The sequence below is a fragment of the Pseudomonas sp. NPDC089407 genome, from assembly GCF_044900445.1.
Lineage (GTDB): Bacteria > Pseudomonadota > Gammaproteobacteria > Pseudomonadales > Pseudomonadaceae > Aquipseudomonas.
Genome location: NZ_JBJDNB010000018.1, coordinates 58,445 through 74,388, shown reverse-complemented (window position 1 = coordinate 74,388; position 15,944 = coordinate 58,445). Strand labels below are relative to the sequence as shown.

Sequence of the window (15,944 nt, the reverse complement as noted above, 5' to 3'; positions counted from 1 at the left end):
CCAGGAGAAACGCGGACCGATAAATAACACGTACGTATAAGATTCTATTTGCTTTGCATCTAATCCTGACAGTATTATCCGGCCATCCAATTGATATCACCTAACAAGGTCAGGACGAAACAGCCCATGCACAACAATGCAACCCCCTTCAAGCCACGTCTCTCCCTGCTTGTCGCCTCCATCGCACTGGCCATGAACGCAGGCACTGCGCATGCCGCTTACGCCGGCATTGATGTCTACGCACCGACGCTGGGCTCCTCCACTACCACCTACGATCCGCACATCGGTGGCTCGGGTGACGGTTCCACCCTGGTTGGCGCTCAGTACAACCCGAGCACCGACACCACCGAGGCCTTCAAGTGGACCTTGCTGGGCGGTAAGCAGCTGCTGGCCAATCTCGGTACCAACGCCGCCGCATACGCTGTATCGAATGAAGCTGACGTCATCGTCGGTAGCTCCGTAGACAGCCTCACGGACAACGAAACCGCCGTGTACTGGAACAGCACCGGCATTCACAAGCTGGACTTCCTGAATGGTGGTGCCGAGGCCGAAGCTCGCGCTGTTTCGGCTGATGGCAGCGTCATCGCGGGCTCCGCCGACGACGGCCTGACCGGCAACCGATCGGCAGTGACCTGGGACCTGGCTGGCGCCGTGACTCAGCTGGGCTACCTGAACGACGGCACCTACAGTTACGCCATGGGCATCAGCGCTGACGGCAGGGTTGTCGTGGGGTACGCACAGAACGGCGCCGGCAATAGTGATGTAGCCACTCGCTGGGTTGATGGCGGTAGCGCCGAGAGCCTCGGTACTCTGGAAGGCGGTTCACAGTCCATCGCCACGGCTACCAGTGCCGACGGCACCTACATAGTCGGCGCCAGCGAGTCTTCGCTCGCCCTGAGCGAAGCCATGATCTGGTCCGAACTGTCCGGCATGAAGGGCCTGGGCCTGCTGGCCGACGGCACTCTCTCCAAGGCTGAAGGCGTCTCTGCCAATGGCGCCGTGGTCGTCGGTATCGCGGACACCACTGGCAGTGTCTTCTCCGGCTTCCGCTGGACCGCAGAGACCGGAATGCAGTCGCTGGTCGAATGGCTGCAGGACAACGACCCGTCCTACACCCTGCTGGCCAACAACACCCTCAACTCCGCCACTGCGGTATCCGCTGATGGCAACACCGTCTTCGGCCTGGGCTTCCTGAATGGTCGCTCGCAGCCGTTCGTAGCGCGTTCCTACGGCCCAGTCTCCGAGCCTGTGGTCACTACCCCACCGGTGGTAACCACTCCGCCTGAAGAGACCACTCCTGAGGTGACCCCTCCCGTCGTCACCCCGCCAGTTACTGACCCAACGTCGCCAAGCACCGGTGGCTCCTCCAATGCAGGGGACACTTCCACTGGCGGCAGCGATGCAGGCACGGGCACCGGCGCCGGTGGTACCGAAACCGGTGCGGGTGCCGGTGGTACTGGGGGCACTGACACGGGTACTGGTGGTACCGGTGGAACTGGCACTGGCGCGGGTGGCGCTGACGTCACCACTTCACCGACTGGCGTGATCGGTTTGCTGGACCTCGGTGACTCGCTGCAGAATGCGACCCTGTACGCGCAGGCCATGCAGAATCAGCTGCAGGGCTTCGTCCAGGACCAGCTGACCTGCTCGACTTTCGACACCAGCGGCATCTGTGTCAGCGTCAGCAGCCAGATGACTCACCACTCGGGCACTGTCCAGGGTGACAACGTGTACGGCGGTGTTACCGCTGCATATCGACTGACTCCTGACCTGGTTGCCGGCATCGGCTACCAAGGCCCGAGCACCTCGCTCAAGATTAACGATGACCGCGTCGAGGGTGATACCAACACGATCGGTGCTTTCGTCGAGTACGGTAACCGTCTGCGCAAAGGCGTATTCGCCCGGGGCGCCGTGGCTGTTTCCGAAGGCGATGCCACCATCAAGCGCTCCTACAAAACCGGTGCCGGCGACGTGGAGTCGAAAGGCAAGGCCGATGTCAGCCAGCGTGCTGTATCCGGCCAGGTCGGCTACGTCTTCATCCTGCAGGACAACATCGCGGTCATGCCTTTCCTGGGCTTGGACTACCTCAACACCAAGCTGGATAGCTACACCGAGACCAGCGGCTCCTTCCCGGCGCACTTCGATAAGCGTACTGAGGAAAACATCTACGGTACCGCGGGCCTGAACGCCAGCATGAACCTGGCAAATAAAGCCATCGTCTCGGCCAACATCAAGCACGTCAGCCGCCTGAACAACTCGCAAGACGATCTGACCGGTGATGTGATGGGTGTGTCGCGCTTCGACATGAAGCAAGACACCACTGAGCGCTGGAACGAAGTGGGCGTTGGCCTGCAGGTTGCCGGCCCGTTCAAGGCCTCCCGCGTAGGCATCACCTACGGCCACCGCTTCGGCAGCGACAAAGCTGTTGCCTCGGACGTCGCTACGCTGTCCCTGTCGGTCGGTTTCTAATCGGAAACTGATTCACCAAGCGCCCCACTCTGTAGTGGGGCGTTTTTGTTTGTGGGCGGTTTTCGCCAGGCAAAAAAAAGCCACTCCGAAGAGTGGCCGTGGATCATTGGTGTTAGGCAGCAGGCTGCTTGTTCTGTTGCTCCCACCAAGAGCGGAAGCTGCTTACCAGAGAGCAGCCATTGTCTTCAGGCAAGGCGATTACCGCCTTGTTCTGGAGACTGATTTCATGCTCTGGCTCACCATCACGTGAACAGTGGTAGAGCTTGAAGGTGTTACGTGTATCGAGCTGGAAGCAGCACAAAGTGCCCTTCGGCCGTTTGTAATAGACCCGGCAGAAGCCCGACTCAACAGAGTGGAATGCCAACTGCTCAACCGGTGTGACTTCAGCTGGCGGAACCAGGCGTTGACGATGCTCAACGATCAACGCTCGCAATGCCGTCATATCGATCGAGCGTTTAACGCCATCCGGGAAAAGAACGTCGCTGTATAGTGCTGCCAGATCTGAAGCCAAGCTGTCCTCGACAAAGTGGCAATCTGCGATGTCCCAGGCTCGGCCAGAAATCCACTCTCGCTTTTCCTCGGGTGTTTCCAGCTCGTCAACATATTCACGTTGTTCTGCCATGGATTCCGCCACCTTGAAGCAGGCATCATTTTGACTTGTTGCCAACACATATTCGGAATAGGTGCCCTCATCCTGCTGCCCCCAGTTCAGAGTGACTGAGTACATTTCAACTGCGGGGTGATTAGCTTTTACTTCAGTGCTGCTCATGATCAATCTTCCTTTGATAATTGGTATTAACCAGCGAGTTTCATATCTTGCTGAAGCGCAGTTTTGCCTTCATTGAAAGCGTTTAAGAGTTCTGGGATATCAGTCAGGAGTGCATGAGGGGTTTCAGACGCCCCCCAGCCATAGCCCCAGGCAGCATCCTTTGCATCTTGAAATGCATTGGCTGCTAATTGAGTGGTTTCCGGCGATTTCATGAGTAGTACGGCTAGCGCCCATTGAGATCGAGCGTAAGCCGCAAGCTGAAAACAGGTATTCATACGTTCACCAGAGTAGTTTCATAACTATCTGTAATGACGCACACGGACCTGTATTGTATTTGTACTGCGCAGTACACGGGCCGGGACAAATATCTGGATATTGGCTTGAAGGTTTTGAAGCTTTGCTAAAGAATTACTGCATCATGTTCTAGGAATGAAAACCATGCTGCCTGACGCACTGGTAACCATCGGGATGTTCGCCATCGCCTTTTTCGTCATTTGGCTGATGCTGGTGTTCTTGCTCTTGATCCACGAAGCCGGGCATCTAATACCGATGCAGCGGTTTGGTATTAAGCCTGACAAACTAATTATTGGCGGATACAAGCTTTTCTCGTTCCGAAAATCCGGGATCATTCATGAAATTGGTCTGATTCCGCTTTGGGCATATGTGGTCAGCACCGACTATGAAAAGGCGCCCTCAGACCGCCGTGCGATCATCGCTGCAGGCGGCCCCCTCATCTCACTGGCGACCGGCCTGCTGTTCTTCGGGATTCACTACGTCTCGCCGAACTGGCCGACGCTCGTCGCTGCCCAGGGCTCGATCCTCCTGGCAGCGACAAACATCATCCCCCTGCCTCCAATGGACGGGTGGACGATCGTCGAGCATTTCTTGAACCGCCGCGGTATCTACTTTGATGACAGGAACAGGCGGCTCCTCATGGGCGTAGGGTTGGCGACCATAATTGCTATCACCCTCGCCCTCTAGAATTACAGAACTCTGCTCTTCATCTCCTGGTGCAAGTTCAACCCACCAGGAGATGACTCATGACCACCACTTCCCTCGACGCTACCTCACGGCTCCCAGCTGTGCGCCCAGGCTTCTTCGAGGAGGCCTTCCAGAACTACAACGTACCGCCGAGAATCCGCGCATTTGCAGAAGCTTTCTGCATCCGCTTTGACGTTCGCGGCATCTGCGACCCAGCCTATTGTGCAAACTCTGCAGCCCTTAAGCTGAAGATCGGTGATGGTTGCGGGACGTTCGATCACGAGAAAGAACCCGTCGATAACGGCATCCCCCTGATCGGGGAGCAACTGCTGTTCTCATACAGCACCTGCATCCAAAGAGCAGAGCCAGGCACCACCGCCGACGTCATCAACAGCATGGTGAAAGCTGCTCTGGCCGGCGCTACCGTTGAGGAGCTCTTGCCGCCGCCTGCAGCACCCGCTGCTAAGAACTGAACAAACCCAAACCGCCTTTCGAGGCGGTTTTTTTTCGTCGCAAGAATGCAATGATGGCATTTAGATACAGGCGGCGTATGTGTTCATGTATTATTCACGCGTCAAAACCATGAGGGACCAACCATGCTCACGAGCCAGCCCCAGCAAGGCATTTCTTCCCCCGCCCACCTGCCGGCCGCCAGCACCTCAGCGGTTAAGTGGTTCTCCCTGGTCACTGTCGAGCTTTCGTATTGGCACGGGAATCAGAGACTGAAAAACCTGGACCAGTTCGAATGGCATGGTGATGCCGTGATGGCGCCAGCGCTGACCCACGCTCAAAGCAAATGTGATTTCTACCAGATCGACGAATCGTCCTCCCTTGAACTGTGGGCGGTCCGCTCCCAGTGGCAAGTTGCGAAGGTTCGTGACGGCGCCGACCAGCACTGGTCGTTTGCAGACAGCGTCGACCATGACGTGACCAGGGTCTTGGTCAGCCATCATCCAGTCTGGTCATCAAAGCACGGGAAGATGTCCCCTCCTGACACCTGGCCAGGATTCACCGCTACTTTCCAGAAAATCATCTCGGTCGACGCTAGCCGGTCAACCGCTGAACTGGGAGGCCTGGTCACTGCGGCTCTGTGCGTCATCGAGCAAGGTCCTGAAGCTCTGGGGCTCGCGATTACCGATGGTGGAATCCGAGACCTGACTATTACTCGCGTCGGAGCAAACACCCGTAGTGCTGGTTGCGAGTTGTTGATGGTGACGGGGGCAATCGCGGTGGCCATGTCACCCTACCAGGCTGAGCCTGGCTTTGACCAACTGGAAGCAGCCGTCCGCAGCTCAGTCGGCATCAAGCTATCCCTCGTCGACGGAGTCACTGCATCGGGGCACCTCGATGCTGGGCAGCGCTCAACTACCTGGTTCGTCGCAGGACGCAAAACAAAGATAAATACCTAGCGCGTATGTGTACGCGTTATGTACTATTGCCGCGCCGGAACGTGATCATAAGCACTCCGGCTGGCTGGTTTCGGCAGTACCGACTTACGTTTGCCTGTCAGTCATTTCTGTTAGCAAGTTCAACGATTTTTGACCTTTCAGGAGGGCACTGCCATGACCGCAGCCATCGAAAACAGCAGCACCGAACACCAGTTGGATCTGGATTTCCGCATGACCATTGTCACGGGCAACATCAAAAAGGCAATGGAAAAGGGTGACGGCAAGAAGCGCTTCACGGCCGGCGATTTGTGGAATGTGGACCCACGGGTGATCAAGATTATCCCAGGCTACAACGTTCGTGAACGAAACGAAAAGTACTTTGCGAAGGTCAAGCAGATCACGCAATCCATTGTCGATATCGGATTTAAAAAGGACTCGGCTTTATCTGTCATCGTTATAAAAGACGAGGATGGCGGGCAATCGATCTATCTGAAGCGTGGTCATCGGCGTCTTGAGGCCGCTCTCGCTGCTATCGAACTGGGTAAGGATCTCCAAACCGTACCCTGTATCGTAGCAGCGGATGACTGCTCTGAAGAGGATATGACTGCAGACCTGGTCAACAGCAACAACGGAGAACCACTCAGCCCGTACGCCACCGCTGTTGTCTGCAAACGGATGACCCGCTTCAACCCAGACGACCATGCGACGATCGCCAAAAAGCTAGGTCTCTGGCCTGCCCAAGTTTCCGACTACCTGATGATGATCAATGGCCCAGTCGAGATCAGCAACTACGTTCGTGATGAAGTCATTTCATTCACGCTTGCAGTAGAGCTGCTTCAAGAACACGGTCCAAAGGCTCTGCAGGTGATCGAACAAGGTTTGGCTCGTTCAGCTGCCGCAGGTGGCCGCACAGAGAAACTCATGCCTCGTTTCGTGCCAGGCAAAGTCATCAAGAAGGCAATCACCAAAGCAGCGCCAACGATGAAATCGGCAATTCAGGAGATTCGCCAGGACAAAGGCTTCAGCCAGCTTTCCCCGGAGAACCAAAAGCGGCTCGAAGACATTCTCGAACAATTCCGCCTGGCGGAAGAGGAAGAGGAAAAACTGAACGTGAACCCGTCCGCCGAGCAAGAGCTCAACCTCAAAACTATTGAGGAATAACCATGCCTTCCGGGCTGCCCCTACACTCGATGTAGGGGCTTTTTTTTGCCTACCGGAAAATGGCCTTCAACTTCGTCCACCAGGTTGTGTGCACCTCGTGCCGCTTCAATCCCCCGGCAGCTGACCACTCAAGCTGCACCGAACCGGATGAGCCCGTGCACATGATCGTGAATCGAGTGAACGACGCGCATGCCTCACAGGCAGCAAGCCCAGCCAGCTCGAAGCGATCGCCCGGCTGAGGTGTAACCTCCCCCCTCACCAACTCTCCGTTCAAACTACGCTGGCACTGGCCGCAGTCGACTGCGAAGCGGGCCAATTGAGTACCATCTGAAAAGACGATCGGGAGGTGAAGGTGCAAGGGCATCACCCCCCGCCACCGGCTGATCGCACCGTCAATTTTTGAACTGCTACCAACCTCATTACTGCTTGCCACTGACACGGCCCTCATCGATCGCCTTCATGTACACCTGGACCCAACCTGGAATCCGCCGCTGCCCTCTTTCCCAATAGCCTACTGCGGCGTACGCCCATCCCAGCGCATCGGCCAGTTGTGTTTGTGTCCACCCTAGAACCTCGGCCCTGATGCGCCTGATGTCTGCACCGGCCAGGCTCGGTGCGTCGCCTACCAGCTCACCTTGCACTGCAGCCTGGAAGAGCGATCGAGCTGCAGCCGGTATATCGCCCCCTTTCTCCCATTTCGATACCAGCGCGGGTGACACCGCCAACATCGAGGCTATAGCCGCCTGAGTCAGGCCTGCTGCATGGCGCTGGAGGGCAAGATCAGTGTGCACGGGTTGGGCGAACTGGATCTGGTGCTCATTGGCCATGTCGTCGCGGTAGCATTGCGCTGCGCGCTTTGCCCGAGAACGGCCGTGGTAGGCCAGGTCGCGAAAATGGCGATCGGCGACAAACTTCCCATCCTTCATCAGTCGAACACGCCAGCCGGCATCAGAAGGCTTCGATGGGCGGTTATCCCGGGTAATGCCCTGCATGCTTGAGTCAGCGATGCGCCTGGCAGCCGATACTTCGATGCCTGGCGCGGACGTGGAGGTCTCCATAAGCCTCAATCATCCAGGGAGGCGTTCTGACCTGAATCTTGGGCATCATCACCCCCCAGGAACAGCCCATTGCTGGAGAGCAGACCACCACCCAGAACGAGAGCTGACGTAACCGCCAGCGCCGGCACCCCATCCGACTCCCCTGCGTCAGCATTGGCGCCCTTCGGCCGCGGCTTCACCGGAATCGGAATACTCGCTGCCGCAGTTGCCGTGGGAACTTCGAGTGTCAGGGGAGCATCAGGACGCTTTTGAGGTACCGGCTTTGGTAGAGGATTGCCCCGTTCAGGCATGAGCAGTGGCACATCACCGTCCAGTTTGAGCGTGACTTCACTGGCCTGCGCTTTCTCCAGGCTGCTGAAGAACTCATCAGACCGCGCCATCAATTTGCGGAACTGCTTGTCGGTCATGAGTTCCCGCCGGCGCAGCCCACCCATGTTCCGAATAGTGTCTGTAGTGATGGCGTACAGGGCATCTTGAAGCTCGGTGCGCACCTGGTGCGTCATGAATTCACACTTCAAGGACAGTACTTGTTCCGCTCGGCCAACCTGGGTCTCCAGTTTCTCAAGCGCCTGAAGCTGGCGCTGGATCCGCAGTTCTGCTACTTGTGCCGTGGTTCTGGACCGGTTGAACCAGTACCAAGCACCGAGGAGGAAAAGGGCCCCCGCGGATGCAGCCAGGTACGTAGGCAGTTCGCTCGAAGGAGGGTCTGGCACAAGATTTAAACTGAACGAGTCGGCTGAGACCAGGGACAGTGAGAGCACCCCTGACAGAGACAAAAGCAATGGTCGTTTCGCAGTCATATCGGGCTCCAACGCTGACAGCATCAATAGGCATATTTGATACATAACGCGTACGCGTACACGCATAGTATCGCCTTGGATTTAATTGTCACGCTGAAAGAATGAGCTGCCAGGGTTTCCCCTACGGATGACCTATTTTCGGGGTGCAGCTGGAGTACTGCTGATACGGCCGGCAGCGGAAGCGCATGGGCACCCAGGCTCTTGCAAGGATGGTCAACAGCTGTGGCCGATGGGTAGGAGTGAACTTTTCTGTGAAACGCCGCCCCGCTTCACAAAAAAAATGACCAGGCGCCGATCAAAACGGGGCCTGGTATGTCATCTATTTTGTGAACCTACACCTGGCATTACATCTGATCGAGCTTGAATGAACTGGCGCCAGCCACGAGGTCACTTCCTAGGTTGCCGAGGATCGTATCCTGAGAAACGGCTACACCGTGGCCCCTGACGCCGCCTGTGCTAACCCAGTAGACCTTGCCTGTGCCAGCCTCCACCACGCGCTTGTGGAGCTGCACCGAATAGCTGAAAAGCCGCTCACCTGGTTGATAGTCGGCCGTTTCCAGGTAGGCGTAAAGCTTGTAGCCGCCATCCAACTTCACAATCTGCTCTGGCAAGTGGGATGAAATCGTCTCCTTGACCAGGTCCTGAGGGATTTCATTGGCATTGGAAGAAAGCACAAGCTCGACAGCAGAGGCACTGCAAGCGCCGAATGCCGCGATGGCGAAGATGGCCAGTTTTGTCAGTCTGATCATGGGGGCTTACTCAAACAGGGTCGTTTTGGGTTGATGCGTGAGTGGCGCAATCTGCTGGAGAGATGACCTCCCCGCGTAGGTGCAACATCATCGCGTAGATAGCGACATCGAGCGGGTCTCCTTTCTCGACGTGCTCGCGCAGTTCTCTCGATAGGAAATCAGCAGGGCATGTATCGCCTTCATTCCAGCCAGCACGGCCTTTCGCCCGGCTCCTGGCCATCTTCACCTTCATGCTGAGCGCGATGGCGTCGACGGCCGCATCATCGAGCTCTGTCTCACTGAGCTGGTAGGGGGCGTTGTAAATACGAACAACAACGGCCGATCGATCAGGCACCAGTACCCGGACTTGCACCTCACCGACCTCTTCCAAGGCCGCGTGCACGCCACCGGGGTTCTCCCGATGAGCTACCCGGAGCGCATCCAGCCAGATCTGTTCTGTTGCCATGTCGCTGCCGGCTGCGCCTGCAGGCGCAGAGGCCTGGTTCTTCGCGTTGGCCAGAAACAACACGGTATTGCATGCAGGGCAAGGGGTCATCTCGTTATGGCCAATAATGGCCCCCTGGCTCGCCAGGAAGCCATATCCAGCGCATTGAACCGCCCCCCTTACTACCGCGCAGCAAGGGGTGTCGGATGGAGCTGGCCCTGGAAACGCTCCTGAGTCTTGGTGCGCTATTGAGTTCTCTACTTGCACGAATTCACCTGAGGCACCGATCAGAGGAACACCGAAGTGCTGTCCGCTGGGGGTTGTGCTTGGAATGGTTGGACTGCCGGCGACTCACCCGTCGACACTGGAGTCGATGACAGAAGCGCAGACGCTTCCTGCCGGGCTTGGTGGATGACTGCGGGATTGATTGCCTTCCAGTAGCAATAGGCTGATCGGGAGTTCTCGTGCATGGAAAGGTCACGCTTGCGCATCAAATGCTCGATCTCCGAAACCACCCAGTGGCCAGCGCCAAATGCGTGCTCCTTGCCACCGATCCAGTACTGAGCATCAGTGATCTTGAAGAGCATCTCGAAGACGGCCAGCGCCGCAACCGCCACTGGATCAGTCCTGCCCTTCAGGTGAGCCATGATCGGACCGAGAGAGCGTATATGGCCCAGGCGGAGCGAATTGGCCCAGGAAACTGCACGAGTGTGGCCCACCAGCTGGGGCAAGCTGATCTGATAGAAGCCCTTTGCTTGGGGCTTCACCAGGTCGCGGATATGGGCGCTACAATCCCCGCAGAGAGTGCTATTGGCGTAGAGGCGATCCTGCCGGCGCCCGCCCATCCCCGGAGAGGAAAAGCTGAACAGATCAACATGCCCACAAAGGCACTTGGTTGGAGCAGTAATGTGAGCCGCCATAGACACCTCCAGAAAATGCACCGGCGACAACCGCCAGAATCTTTCCGAAGCATAACACGTATGTATAATATTGGCGTTAGCGAATGCTGTGAAAATTCCCCTTTCCTAGGCCGCCGGCAGCAGCGATAGGATCAGGGGACCAAGCTCCTTGGACGTGTAGGCACCAGAGATAGCCATCTTGACACGAAACGGGATGGGTCTACGCCCTGTGCGGATCTGAATGAAATCCTCCAGGGACAGGCCGATACGGGACGCTTGCTCACTGTCACTCAGCCCCGAGATCGCTGCCAAACCATCGAAGAAGGCACTGACCAGGTCTGGTGATCCGCCGGCGTCCAGGCGATCGAAGAAACCATACACCAATGTCTCGCGGACCACCTGTGACTGTTGATTGGCCGCCTCCACTGCCTCTCGAATTGGCTCTGGCAATGCTGCGAGCAGAGTCGACAAGGTCACCTCCACACCCATCGCGCCCAGCGTGCGTATGCGCGCTGGAGGCGGCAAGGGGCGCATGTGCACTCGGCATTGGCGGATCATGGAGATGCTGATGCCAATTTCTTTGCTAAGCCGGGTATCCGCCCAGCCCTGCTCGTCGCGGAACTGGTCCATCAGCTGGGCCCAGGCAACATTGCTCAAACCGCTATCCGCCGATTCGAAAAAGAGATTGCGAGAGCTCATATTGGCTGACGCTTCGGGACTGCTGCCCCCTTCATGAAGGTCGAACATCTATTTGCTTCCGTTAGCATCTGCAGCAGCCTGGTCATCCAGCTCCACAGGAGCGGCCACGTAGGCGCGAATGATGAGGAGCAGCGCTCCACCGACAAGGCAAAGGAATACTCCCTTGAAAATCAGCTTGGGGGAGATCTCCACCAGGCCGGCGCCAACAGCCATGGTAGCCAGCAGGCCCATGACTACGACGACAAGAGCAACCACGACGCGAATGATCAGAGAGTGTGAGGAACGGCTATCCATGACTAGAGCCCTATCGATACGTAACGTGTACTGATAATACTGGATGAGCATAGATCAGCACAACGCCACGTGCGACCCCATGGAACCCATACTTCCGAGCGCAAAAAAACCCGGGCACTTGGCCCGGGCATACAGCTGGTTTACAAACTGGCCATCCCATGCGGGATGATTGGCGAGGTAACGGTATGCAGTCCGAAACCGTTGCCCTCGATGCTTACCGAAGCAGTCTTGATGCGTATAGCACCCAGAATACCGACATCGGAATTGGAGACGATACGCTCCTGGCCAGTCTGCGTGACCGAAACAGGTTCGAAATCGGCGCCCATGTCATTGGCCAGCAACTGATTGATGCGTTTAGCCATTTCGGATGCAGCCTCGTCGGCAAGACCTTCTGCCGAAGCGGAGTCAAAGCAGATACCGATCACCTCTGCATCCGCACCAGACTCCTCGTCGTCCTGGGACAACACGACGTGGGCCGTGGCCTTCAGTTCACTGGAGCTCACCACCTCGGCGATGACTGTCGATCGATACGCTTGCTCAAGCTCAGCGAGCTCAGCGTCACGTACCGTTCCTGCAGGGTACGATCCCACCTGGTGCAGCAGGTGACCGCGGGAATCGACTGCAGCTGCTGCGAGTTGGGCGTATTTGATTGCTGTGTTATGGAAGTTCATGCGTTTCTCTCCTGAAAGGTGGGTGCAAGGCCTTGCGTTGCCTTACAAGCAGGTAATGAGAAACACGGCGTTGTATTCTTGCGTCGGTCCATGACAGGCGCTCCTTGGTTGCGAATCAGCGAGTTACTCGGCTTATATCCAATTTGCCGCTAGTGAAATCAAGATCAAAAATGGCACGACCTATGATTTCCTTATCCGTGACAAACCCCCAGTAACGGCTGTCCAGGCTATTGGGTCGATTGTCACCCAGTACGAAATAAGAATCGGCAGGAACAGTACATGCCAAGCCTGACAGATTTCTCTCACAACCGGGAATAGCAGGAAAATCAGTACTTACACCAAAGTCACTGATACCAGGGTCTTTGATCGTGCCGATTTGTAAGTCGTGAATATTCTCCAGCGCATAATCGACCTGCTTGAGCTTCCCGCTAGCTTCATCTTCGTAAGCATATGGCTTCTCGCCCACATGTACCGCCGGTACATTATTAATGGCCAATACACCGCCTTGATAAGTGATGTGGTCACCTGGCACTCCCACCACACGCTTGATGTAAGGCTTAGACGGATCGAGTGGGAATCGGAAAACCAGAACATCGCCAAATTTCGGGGGTCGACCTTGCGTGATTGGCTTCGGAACGAATGGCAATCTCATCCCGTAGGTGAACTTATCGACTACAACGACACTCCCCACCCCAAGCGTGGGGCGCATCGATGACGACGGAACAAGGTATGGTTCGGCGACAAAGGATCGGAATAGGAGCAGGAAAACGGCAACAGGCGTCAACTCCACCAGAAAGGCCACCACGCCTTGCGTGTAGTGATGCCGGCCCCTAGCTCCCCGATACCGTTCATAGACCCAGAACGGCAGGCCAAGGACTGCTGCAGTCGCGAGCAATGTCGCCATGTCCAAAAATGTGCAAAGCAAAATGTAGGGGCCGAGCACCGCGGCGGCGCACCCTAGGGAGTAAATCCAGGCTGGCCCGTGGGCCTGATACTTTTTGCGACAGAGCGCCGGAGCAGCTACGGTCAAGCCAACTCCGATCAAAAACAGGCTCATAAGTATTTGCCCATCTTTTTATGGTAACGATAGATAGCCAAGCGGCTTATGAACAGAGCAAAAAAGATACCGCCCACTGCCCAGCCAACCACCTTGACCCAGAAGCCGTAGCTGTAGGCAGGGGTGACTTTGAACTTCTCCAGGAGGAATTCAATTAAGGATCCAACCGTCCACAAGAGCGCTGCAACCACCCATCCGTTCATGAGGAGTTGGATATTGTACTTCACGCCTTTAGGCTGCTTCTGTGTAGCGAGCATGTTTACTCCGCGGCTATGAACGACCACCCTGCCCGGCTTAGCGCGCATTTGTATCCGCTCAGCGGCTTGATCAACAGAGTTGACTCAAGTGACACAGCGATACAATCAAAGTGATAGCTGTAATATGAAGAAAGCTTCTCCACGTCCGCACTGAGGGCTCGCCAGTATGTCTCGTAATGCCGGCTGCCTAGAACGGGTGCAGTATTTTCGTATTGGAGAGGAAACGGCTGCAGGGTAAGAAGTGCCAACCGGCATTTTGAACGAAGCCAAGTGCATGAAGCGTCGACGATAGACTGACTCAGCTCTGACGACCTGAATTTATCGCGAACTTCCAGCCGGGTTATAACAAAGACGCTGCCAGCTTCCAGCACAGCGCCGAAGTCCTGATGGCAGGTCCTGACCAGCTCGTGAACCAGCGCCTGGACGGCCTCGCTGACCAGATCGCAAGCATCAGCCAAGGAGTATCGCTTCCCCTCTCCACTGGACAACAAAACCCCGTCCAGGATAGCGACCGGAACAGCCTCTGACTTCAATAGGAGCCAGGCTGTAACCAGTCGCACTTCACACACCGCAGAGCCATCAAATACATCCCCTGAAAGGCTCAGCTCCACGGTATAGCCACCTGCGAGCTCCACGCGCTCAACCACCCCGCGATGCATCGGAATCTCGCTGTAGAAGCCGGTATCGATCAGGCTTCGCACATACGGACGGCACCGAGTGATTTGCGTCAGGCTGGCAGACATGGTGCAGCTCAGCGCAGACCGGCGCCAGCACGAGCCTGCTCAGCTTTGGCTTTTTTACGATCGGCCATTTTCATCAGCTGTACGAAGAGCACTGCCATCACCAGGACCGCGATCAGCACGAAAGCGAGTGTGGGGGTGATGTGGCCAATCTTTGCCCACACAAACACGAAAGCCGCGAGTGCCAAGGCTGCCGGCACTTGGCCAACAATGTTCAACGTCCGCATGGCCCAGAATTGGATTTGCTGCATCTCAAGCTCCTAGATTTGATTTATAACAAGTACGCATAATACTGGATGAATCAAAATACTTCTAGCCATTCGATGTCATGATGCCGCCACAAAAAAGGCCTCAGTTCACAGATATGAACCGAGGCCTTGGCCATCGACCAGGACAGGCTTACAGCGGGATGAAGATCGAGTAGAAACACACGGCCAGTGCGGCTGCGCAGAGGGCCGAGCACAGCCAGATCAGGATATTGACATCGCGCAGCGAACGGTCAGCAAAGCCCTGAATGGCCTGGACCTGCTCAGGGCCAGAGGCGTTTTTCACAGTGAAAAGAGCTTTGCGGCGGTTGATAGCGATCGAAATGATTACGGCCAGCACCACAACGGCGATACGAGCGAGCATGTCGGTAGTGATTGTCATAGCGGTTCCTCAGGTTGGGTTGGATACAGAACAGGTAGTACGATTTGACTGGCGAGAGGTGGCATCACGGCCGCCCCCCTTGTTGAGACATGGTTTTGATGGCTGCTAATACTGGGTCCCTGGGGCCGGTATCCTCGCCCTCGCAATGGGTCCGGTGCTCACCTGGCTTGATCAGGCAGTACCGCCCCACCGGCTTAGCTGCTGCTACCTCGAAGCCACGCTGGGCCCAAGGTTTGAACAGGATCAGGCCGACAGCAGCAACAGCGCAGACAGTGGCAACGGCAGCTATAGCGATGCGCAGAGAGAAGAATCGCCCTCGACTATTCACCGACAGTAAGCTCCACCCCGGTCGACAGGCTGATCATCTGAACTGCAAGGTCTGGGTTTATCAGCCCTTTGGAGGCGAGCCCCCTGATCTGGCCGGAGAAGAACTGCACGAAGAATCGTTGCGAGGCGTGCACGCTTTGCTCAGCAGCACCGTGCTCCTTCACCTGGTCACGGCGCTCGATGGCAGCGGCGGCTGAGGTAGCGATAGCGTTGGCCAAGTCCGCAGCTCCGGCCTCACCTCGGGACGGCAGCCTCGTCACGTCAAGCTGCGCAAGGACATCATGCGGGAGATGCAAGCTCGAAAAACCCTCACCGTACCACCCGTCATACACCGACACCCCGTGCTCGTCGGTGGCCAGCACAGTGAAAAAACGAGAGAGCTGGTGGTGCTGATCGTCACCAACAGCAAGCTTGGGTGGGTTGGCCACCTCGTAGCCGGCGCCGACCTCGAATTCGAGTGTGTTGGCCAAATTGAACGCTCCTATCGGTTCCAAGAAATTACCAGGTACAAGAATACATAACGCGTACGCATACGGCTATAGAGTCGGTGCAA

General features: G+C 56.6%; 21 protein-coding genes. 5 read left to right on the top strand and 16 right to left on the bottom strand.

Translation table 11 applies throughout. The features are described from left to right. Positions 1-126 precede the first annotated feature (126 nt). A complete protein-coding gene (locus ACI2KG_RS15735) occupies positions 127-2,469 on the top strand; it encodes an autotransporter domain-containing protein (RefSeq protein ID WP_110765425.1) in 2,343 nt (780 codons plus the stop codon). A 112-nt stretch (positions 2,470-2,581) separates the two neighbouring features. Here the strand turns inward: ACI2KG_RS15735 and ACI2KG_RS15730 are convergent, their stop codons facing one another. Both ACI2KG_RS15730 and ACI2KG_RS15725 read right to left on the bottom strand, forming a co-directional pair. After that, positions 2,582-3,238, bottom strand: coding sequence for a hypothetical protein (locus ACI2KG_RS15730; protein ID WP_110765424.1), 657 nt, complete (start codon positions 3,236-3,238; stop codon positions 2,582-2,584). 26 nt (positions 3,239-3,264) lie between these two features. Then, positions 3,265-3,513 (bottom strand): hypothetical protein, encoded by a 249-nt coding sequence (locus ACI2KG_RS15725; protein WP_110765423.1) that lies wholly within the window; start codon positions 3,511-3,513, stop codon positions 3,265-3,267. A 154-nt stretch (positions 3,514-3,667) separates the two neighbouring features. Here ACI2KG_RS15725 and ACI2KG_RS15720 point away from each other — a divergent pair, with 154 nt between their 5' ends. The 4 genes from ACI2KG_RS15720 (at position 3,668) to ACI2KG_RS15705 (ending at position 6,768) form a co-directional block, all read left to right on the top strand. Next, on the top strand, positions 3,668-4,219 hold the full coding sequence (locus tag ACI2KG_RS15720) for a site-2 protease family protein (protein WP_258373849.1): 552 nt from the start codon (positions 3,668-3,670) through the stop codon (positions 4,217-4,219). Positions 4,220-4,278: 59 nt separating this feature from the next. Further along, positions 4,279-4,692, top strand: coding sequence for a hypothetical protein (locus tag ACI2KG_RS15715; protein ID WP_181426713.1), 414 nt, complete (start codon positions 4,279-4,281; stop codon positions 4,690-4,692). Between the two features lie 123 nt (positions 4,693-4,815). Then, a complete protein-coding gene (locus tag ACI2KG_RS15710; RefSeq protein ID WP_110765420.1) occupies positions 4,816-5,628 on the top strand; it encodes a hypothetical protein in 813 nt (270 codons plus the stop codon). Between the two features lie 153 nt (positions 5,629-5,781). Beyond that, a complete protein-coding gene (locus ACI2KG_RS15705; protein ID WP_110765419.1) occupies positions 5,782-6,768 on the top strand; it encodes a hypothetical protein in 987 nt (328 codons plus the stop codon). 419 nt (positions 6,769-7,187) lie between these two features. On the opposite strand, the gene ACI2KG_RS15700 is transcribed toward ACI2KG_RS15705, so the two are convergent. From ACI2KG_RS15700 to ACI2KG_RS15635, 14 genes are all read right to left on the bottom strand, one after another. After that, positions 7,188-7,826, bottom strand: a complete 639-nt coding sequence (locus tag ACI2KG_RS15700) for a DNA-binding transcriptional regulator (protein ID WP_110765417.1) — start codon at positions 7,824-7,826, stop codon at positions 7,188-7,190. Positions 7,827-7,831: 5 nt separating this feature from the next. Next, positions 7,832-8,626 (bottom strand): hypothetical protein, encoded by a 795-nt coding sequence (locus tag ACI2KG_RS15695; protein WP_146226906.1) that lies wholly within the window; start codon positions 8,624-8,626, stop codon positions 7,832-7,834. A 344-nt stretch (positions 8,627-8,970) separates the two neighbouring features. Next, complete coding sequence (locus tag ACI2KG_RS15690) at positions 8,971-9,375, bottom strand: hypothetical protein (protein WP_023383725.1); 405 nt, start codon at positions 9,373-9,375, stop codon at positions 8,971-8,973. 10 nt (positions 9,376-9,385) lie between these two features. Continuing rightward, the gene (locus tag ACI2KG_RS15685) at positions 9,386-9,883 is read right to left on the bottom strand and encodes a hypothetical protein (protein ID WP_054926275.1); all 498 of its coding nucleotides are present in this window, start codon (positions 9,881-9,883) and stop codon (positions 9,386-9,388) included. 203 nt (positions 9,884-10,086) lie between these two features. Further along, complete coding sequence (locus tag ACI2KG_RS15680; RefSeq protein ID WP_023383723.1) at positions 10,087-10,719, bottom strand: hypothetical protein; 633 nt, start codon at positions 10,717-10,719, stop codon at positions 10,087-10,089. A 105-nt stretch (positions 10,720-10,824) separates the two neighbouring features. Beyond that, a complete protein-coding gene (locus ACI2KG_RS15675; protein ID WP_054895178.1) occupies positions 10,825-11,445 on the bottom strand; it encodes a hypothetical protein in 621 nt (206 codons plus the stop codon). Beyond that, on the bottom strand, positions 11,446-11,691 hold the full coding sequence (locus tag ACI2KG_RS15670; protein WP_135002420.1) for a hypothetical protein: 246 nt from the start codon (positions 11,689-11,691) through the stop codon (positions 11,446-11,448). 140 nt (positions 11,692-11,831) lie between these two features. Next, the gene (locus tag ACI2KG_RS15665; protein ID WP_023383720.1) at positions 11,832-12,362 is read right to left on the bottom strand and encodes a hypothetical protein; all 531 of its coding nucleotides are present in this window, start codon (positions 12,360-12,362) and stop codon (positions 11,832-11,834) included. Between the two features lie 115 nt (positions 12,363-12,477). Continuing rightward, positions 12,478-13,419 (bottom strand): signal peptidase I, encoded by a 942-nt coding sequence (gene lepB / locus ACI2KG_RS15660; RefSeq protein WP_023383719.1) that lies wholly within the window; start codon positions 13,417-13,419, stop codon positions 12,478-12,480. After that, positions 13,416-13,676 (bottom strand): hypothetical protein, encoded by a 261-nt coding sequence (locus tag ACI2KG_RS15655; RefSeq protein ID WP_023383718.1) that lies wholly within the window; start codon positions 13,674-13,676, stop codon positions 13,416-13,418. The genes lepB and ACI2KG_RS15655 overlap by 4 nt, the downstream gene beginning before the upstream one ends. Positions 13,677-13,678: 2 nt before the next feature. Beyond that, the gene (locus tag ACI2KG_RS15650; RefSeq protein WP_181426712.1) at positions 13,679-14,419 is read right to left on the bottom strand and encodes a hypothetical protein; all 741 of its coding nucleotides are present in this window, start codon (positions 14,417-14,419) and stop codon (positions 13,679-13,681) included. An 8-nt stretch (positions 14,420-14,427) separates the two neighbouring features. Next, positions 14,428-14,667 carry a hypothetical protein gene (locus ACI2KG_RS15645; RefSeq protein WP_023383716.1) on the bottom strand — a complete coding sequence of 80 codons (240 nt, stop codon included), beginning with the start codon at positions 14,665-14,667 and terminating at the stop codon, positions 14,428-14,430. 148 nt (positions 14,668-14,815) lie between these two features. Then, entirely contained in the window at positions 14,816-15,064 is a 249-nt protein-coding gene (locus tag ACI2KG_RS15640; RefSeq protein ID WP_023383715.1) for a hypothetical protein, read from the bottom strand. Between the two features lie 320 nt (positions 15,065-15,384). Further along, positions 15,385-15,861 (bottom strand): hypothetical protein, encoded by a 477-nt coding sequence (locus ACI2KG_RS15635; protein WP_023383714.1) that lies wholly within the window; start codon positions 15,859-15,861, stop codon positions 15,385-15,387. Positions 15,862-15,944 lie beyond the last annotated feature (83 nt).

What these genes read in the sequence shown, in the direction of transcription:
- ACI2KG_RS15730 (WP_110765424.1), bottom strand. Translation starts at nt 3,238, where the DNA reads ATGAGCAGCACTGAAGTAAAAGCTAATCACCCCGCAGTTGAAATGTAC.
- ACI2KG_RS15675 (WP_054895178.1), bottom strand. Translation starts at nt 11,445, where the DNA reads ATGTTCGACCTTCATGAAGGGGGCAGCAGTCCCGAAGCGTCAGCCAAT.
- ACI2KG_RS15665 (WP_023383720.1), bottom strand. Translation starts at nt 12,362, where the DNA reads ATGAACTTCCATAACACAGCAATCAAATACGCCCAACTCGCAGCAGCT.
- ACI2KG_RS15715 (WP_181426713.1), top strand. Translation starts at nt 4,279, where the DNA reads ATGACCACCACTTCCCTCGACGCTACCTCACGGCTCCCAGCTGTGCGC.
- ACI2KG_RS15655 (WP_023383718.1), bottom strand. Translation starts at nt 13,676, where the DNA reads ATGCTCGCTACACAGAAGCAGCCTAAAGGCGTGAAGTACAATATCCAA.
- ACI2KG_RS15695 (WP_146226906.1), bottom strand. Translation starts at nt 8,626, where the DNA reads ATGACTGCGAAACGACCATTGCTTTTGTCTCTGTCAGGGGTGCTCTCA.
- ACI2KG_RS15680 (WP_023383723.1), bottom strand. Translation starts at nt 10,719, where the DNA reads ATGGCGGCTCACATTACTGCTCCAACCAAGTGCCTTTGTGGGCATGTT.
- ACI2KG_RS15645 (WP_023383716.1), bottom strand. Translation starts at nt 14,667, where the DNA reads ATGCAGCAAATCCAATTCTGGGCCATGCGGACGTTGAACATTGTTGGC.
- ACI2KG_RS15710 (WP_110765420.1), top strand. Translation starts at nt 4,816, where the DNA reads ATGCTCACGAGCCAGCCCCAGCAAGGCATTTCTTCCCCCGCCCACCTG.
- ACI2KG_RS15670 (WP_135002420.1), bottom strand. Translation starts at nt 11,691, where the DNA reads ATGGATAGCCGTTCCTCACACTCTCTGATCATTCGCGTCGTGGTTGCT.
- ACI2KG_RS15690 (WP_023383725.1), bottom strand. Translation starts at nt 9,375, where the DNA reads ATGATCAGACTGACAAAACTGGCCATCTTCGCCATCGCGGCATTCGGC.
- ACI2KG_RS15700 (WP_110765417.1), bottom strand. Translation starts at nt 7,826, where the DNA reads ATGGAGACCTCCACGTCCGCGCCAGGCATCGAAGTATCGGCTGCCAGG.
- ACI2KG_RS15735 (WP_110765425.1), top strand. Translation starts at nt 127, where the DNA reads ATGCACAACAATGCAACCCCCTTCAAGCCACGTCTCTCCCTGCTTGTC.
- ACI2KG_RS15720 (WP_258373849.1), top strand. Translation starts at nt 3,668, where the DNA reads ATGAAAACCATGCTGCCTGACGCACTGGTAACCATCGGGATGTTCGCC.
- ACI2KG_RS15650 (WP_181426712.1), bottom strand. Translation starts at nt 14,419, where the DNA reads ATGTCTGCCAGCCTGACGCAAATCACTCGGTGCCGTCCGTATGTGCGA.
- ACI2KG_RS15725 (WP_110765423.1), bottom strand. Translation starts at nt 3,513, where the DNA reads ATGAATACCTGTTTTCAGCTTGCGGCTTACGCTCGATCTCAATGGGCG.
- lepB (WP_023383719.1), bottom strand. Translation starts at nt 13,419, where the DNA reads ATGAGCCTGTTTTTGATCGGAGTTGGCTTGACCGTAGCTGCTCCGGCG.
- ACI2KG_RS15640 (WP_023383715.1), bottom strand. Translation starts at nt 15,064, where the DNA reads ATGACAATCACTACCGACATGCTCGCTCGTATCGCCGTTGTGGTGCTG.
- ACI2KG_RS15705 (WP_110765419.1), top strand. Translation starts at nt 5,782, where the DNA reads ATGACCGCAGCCATCGAAAACAGCAGCACCGAACACCAGTTGGATCTG.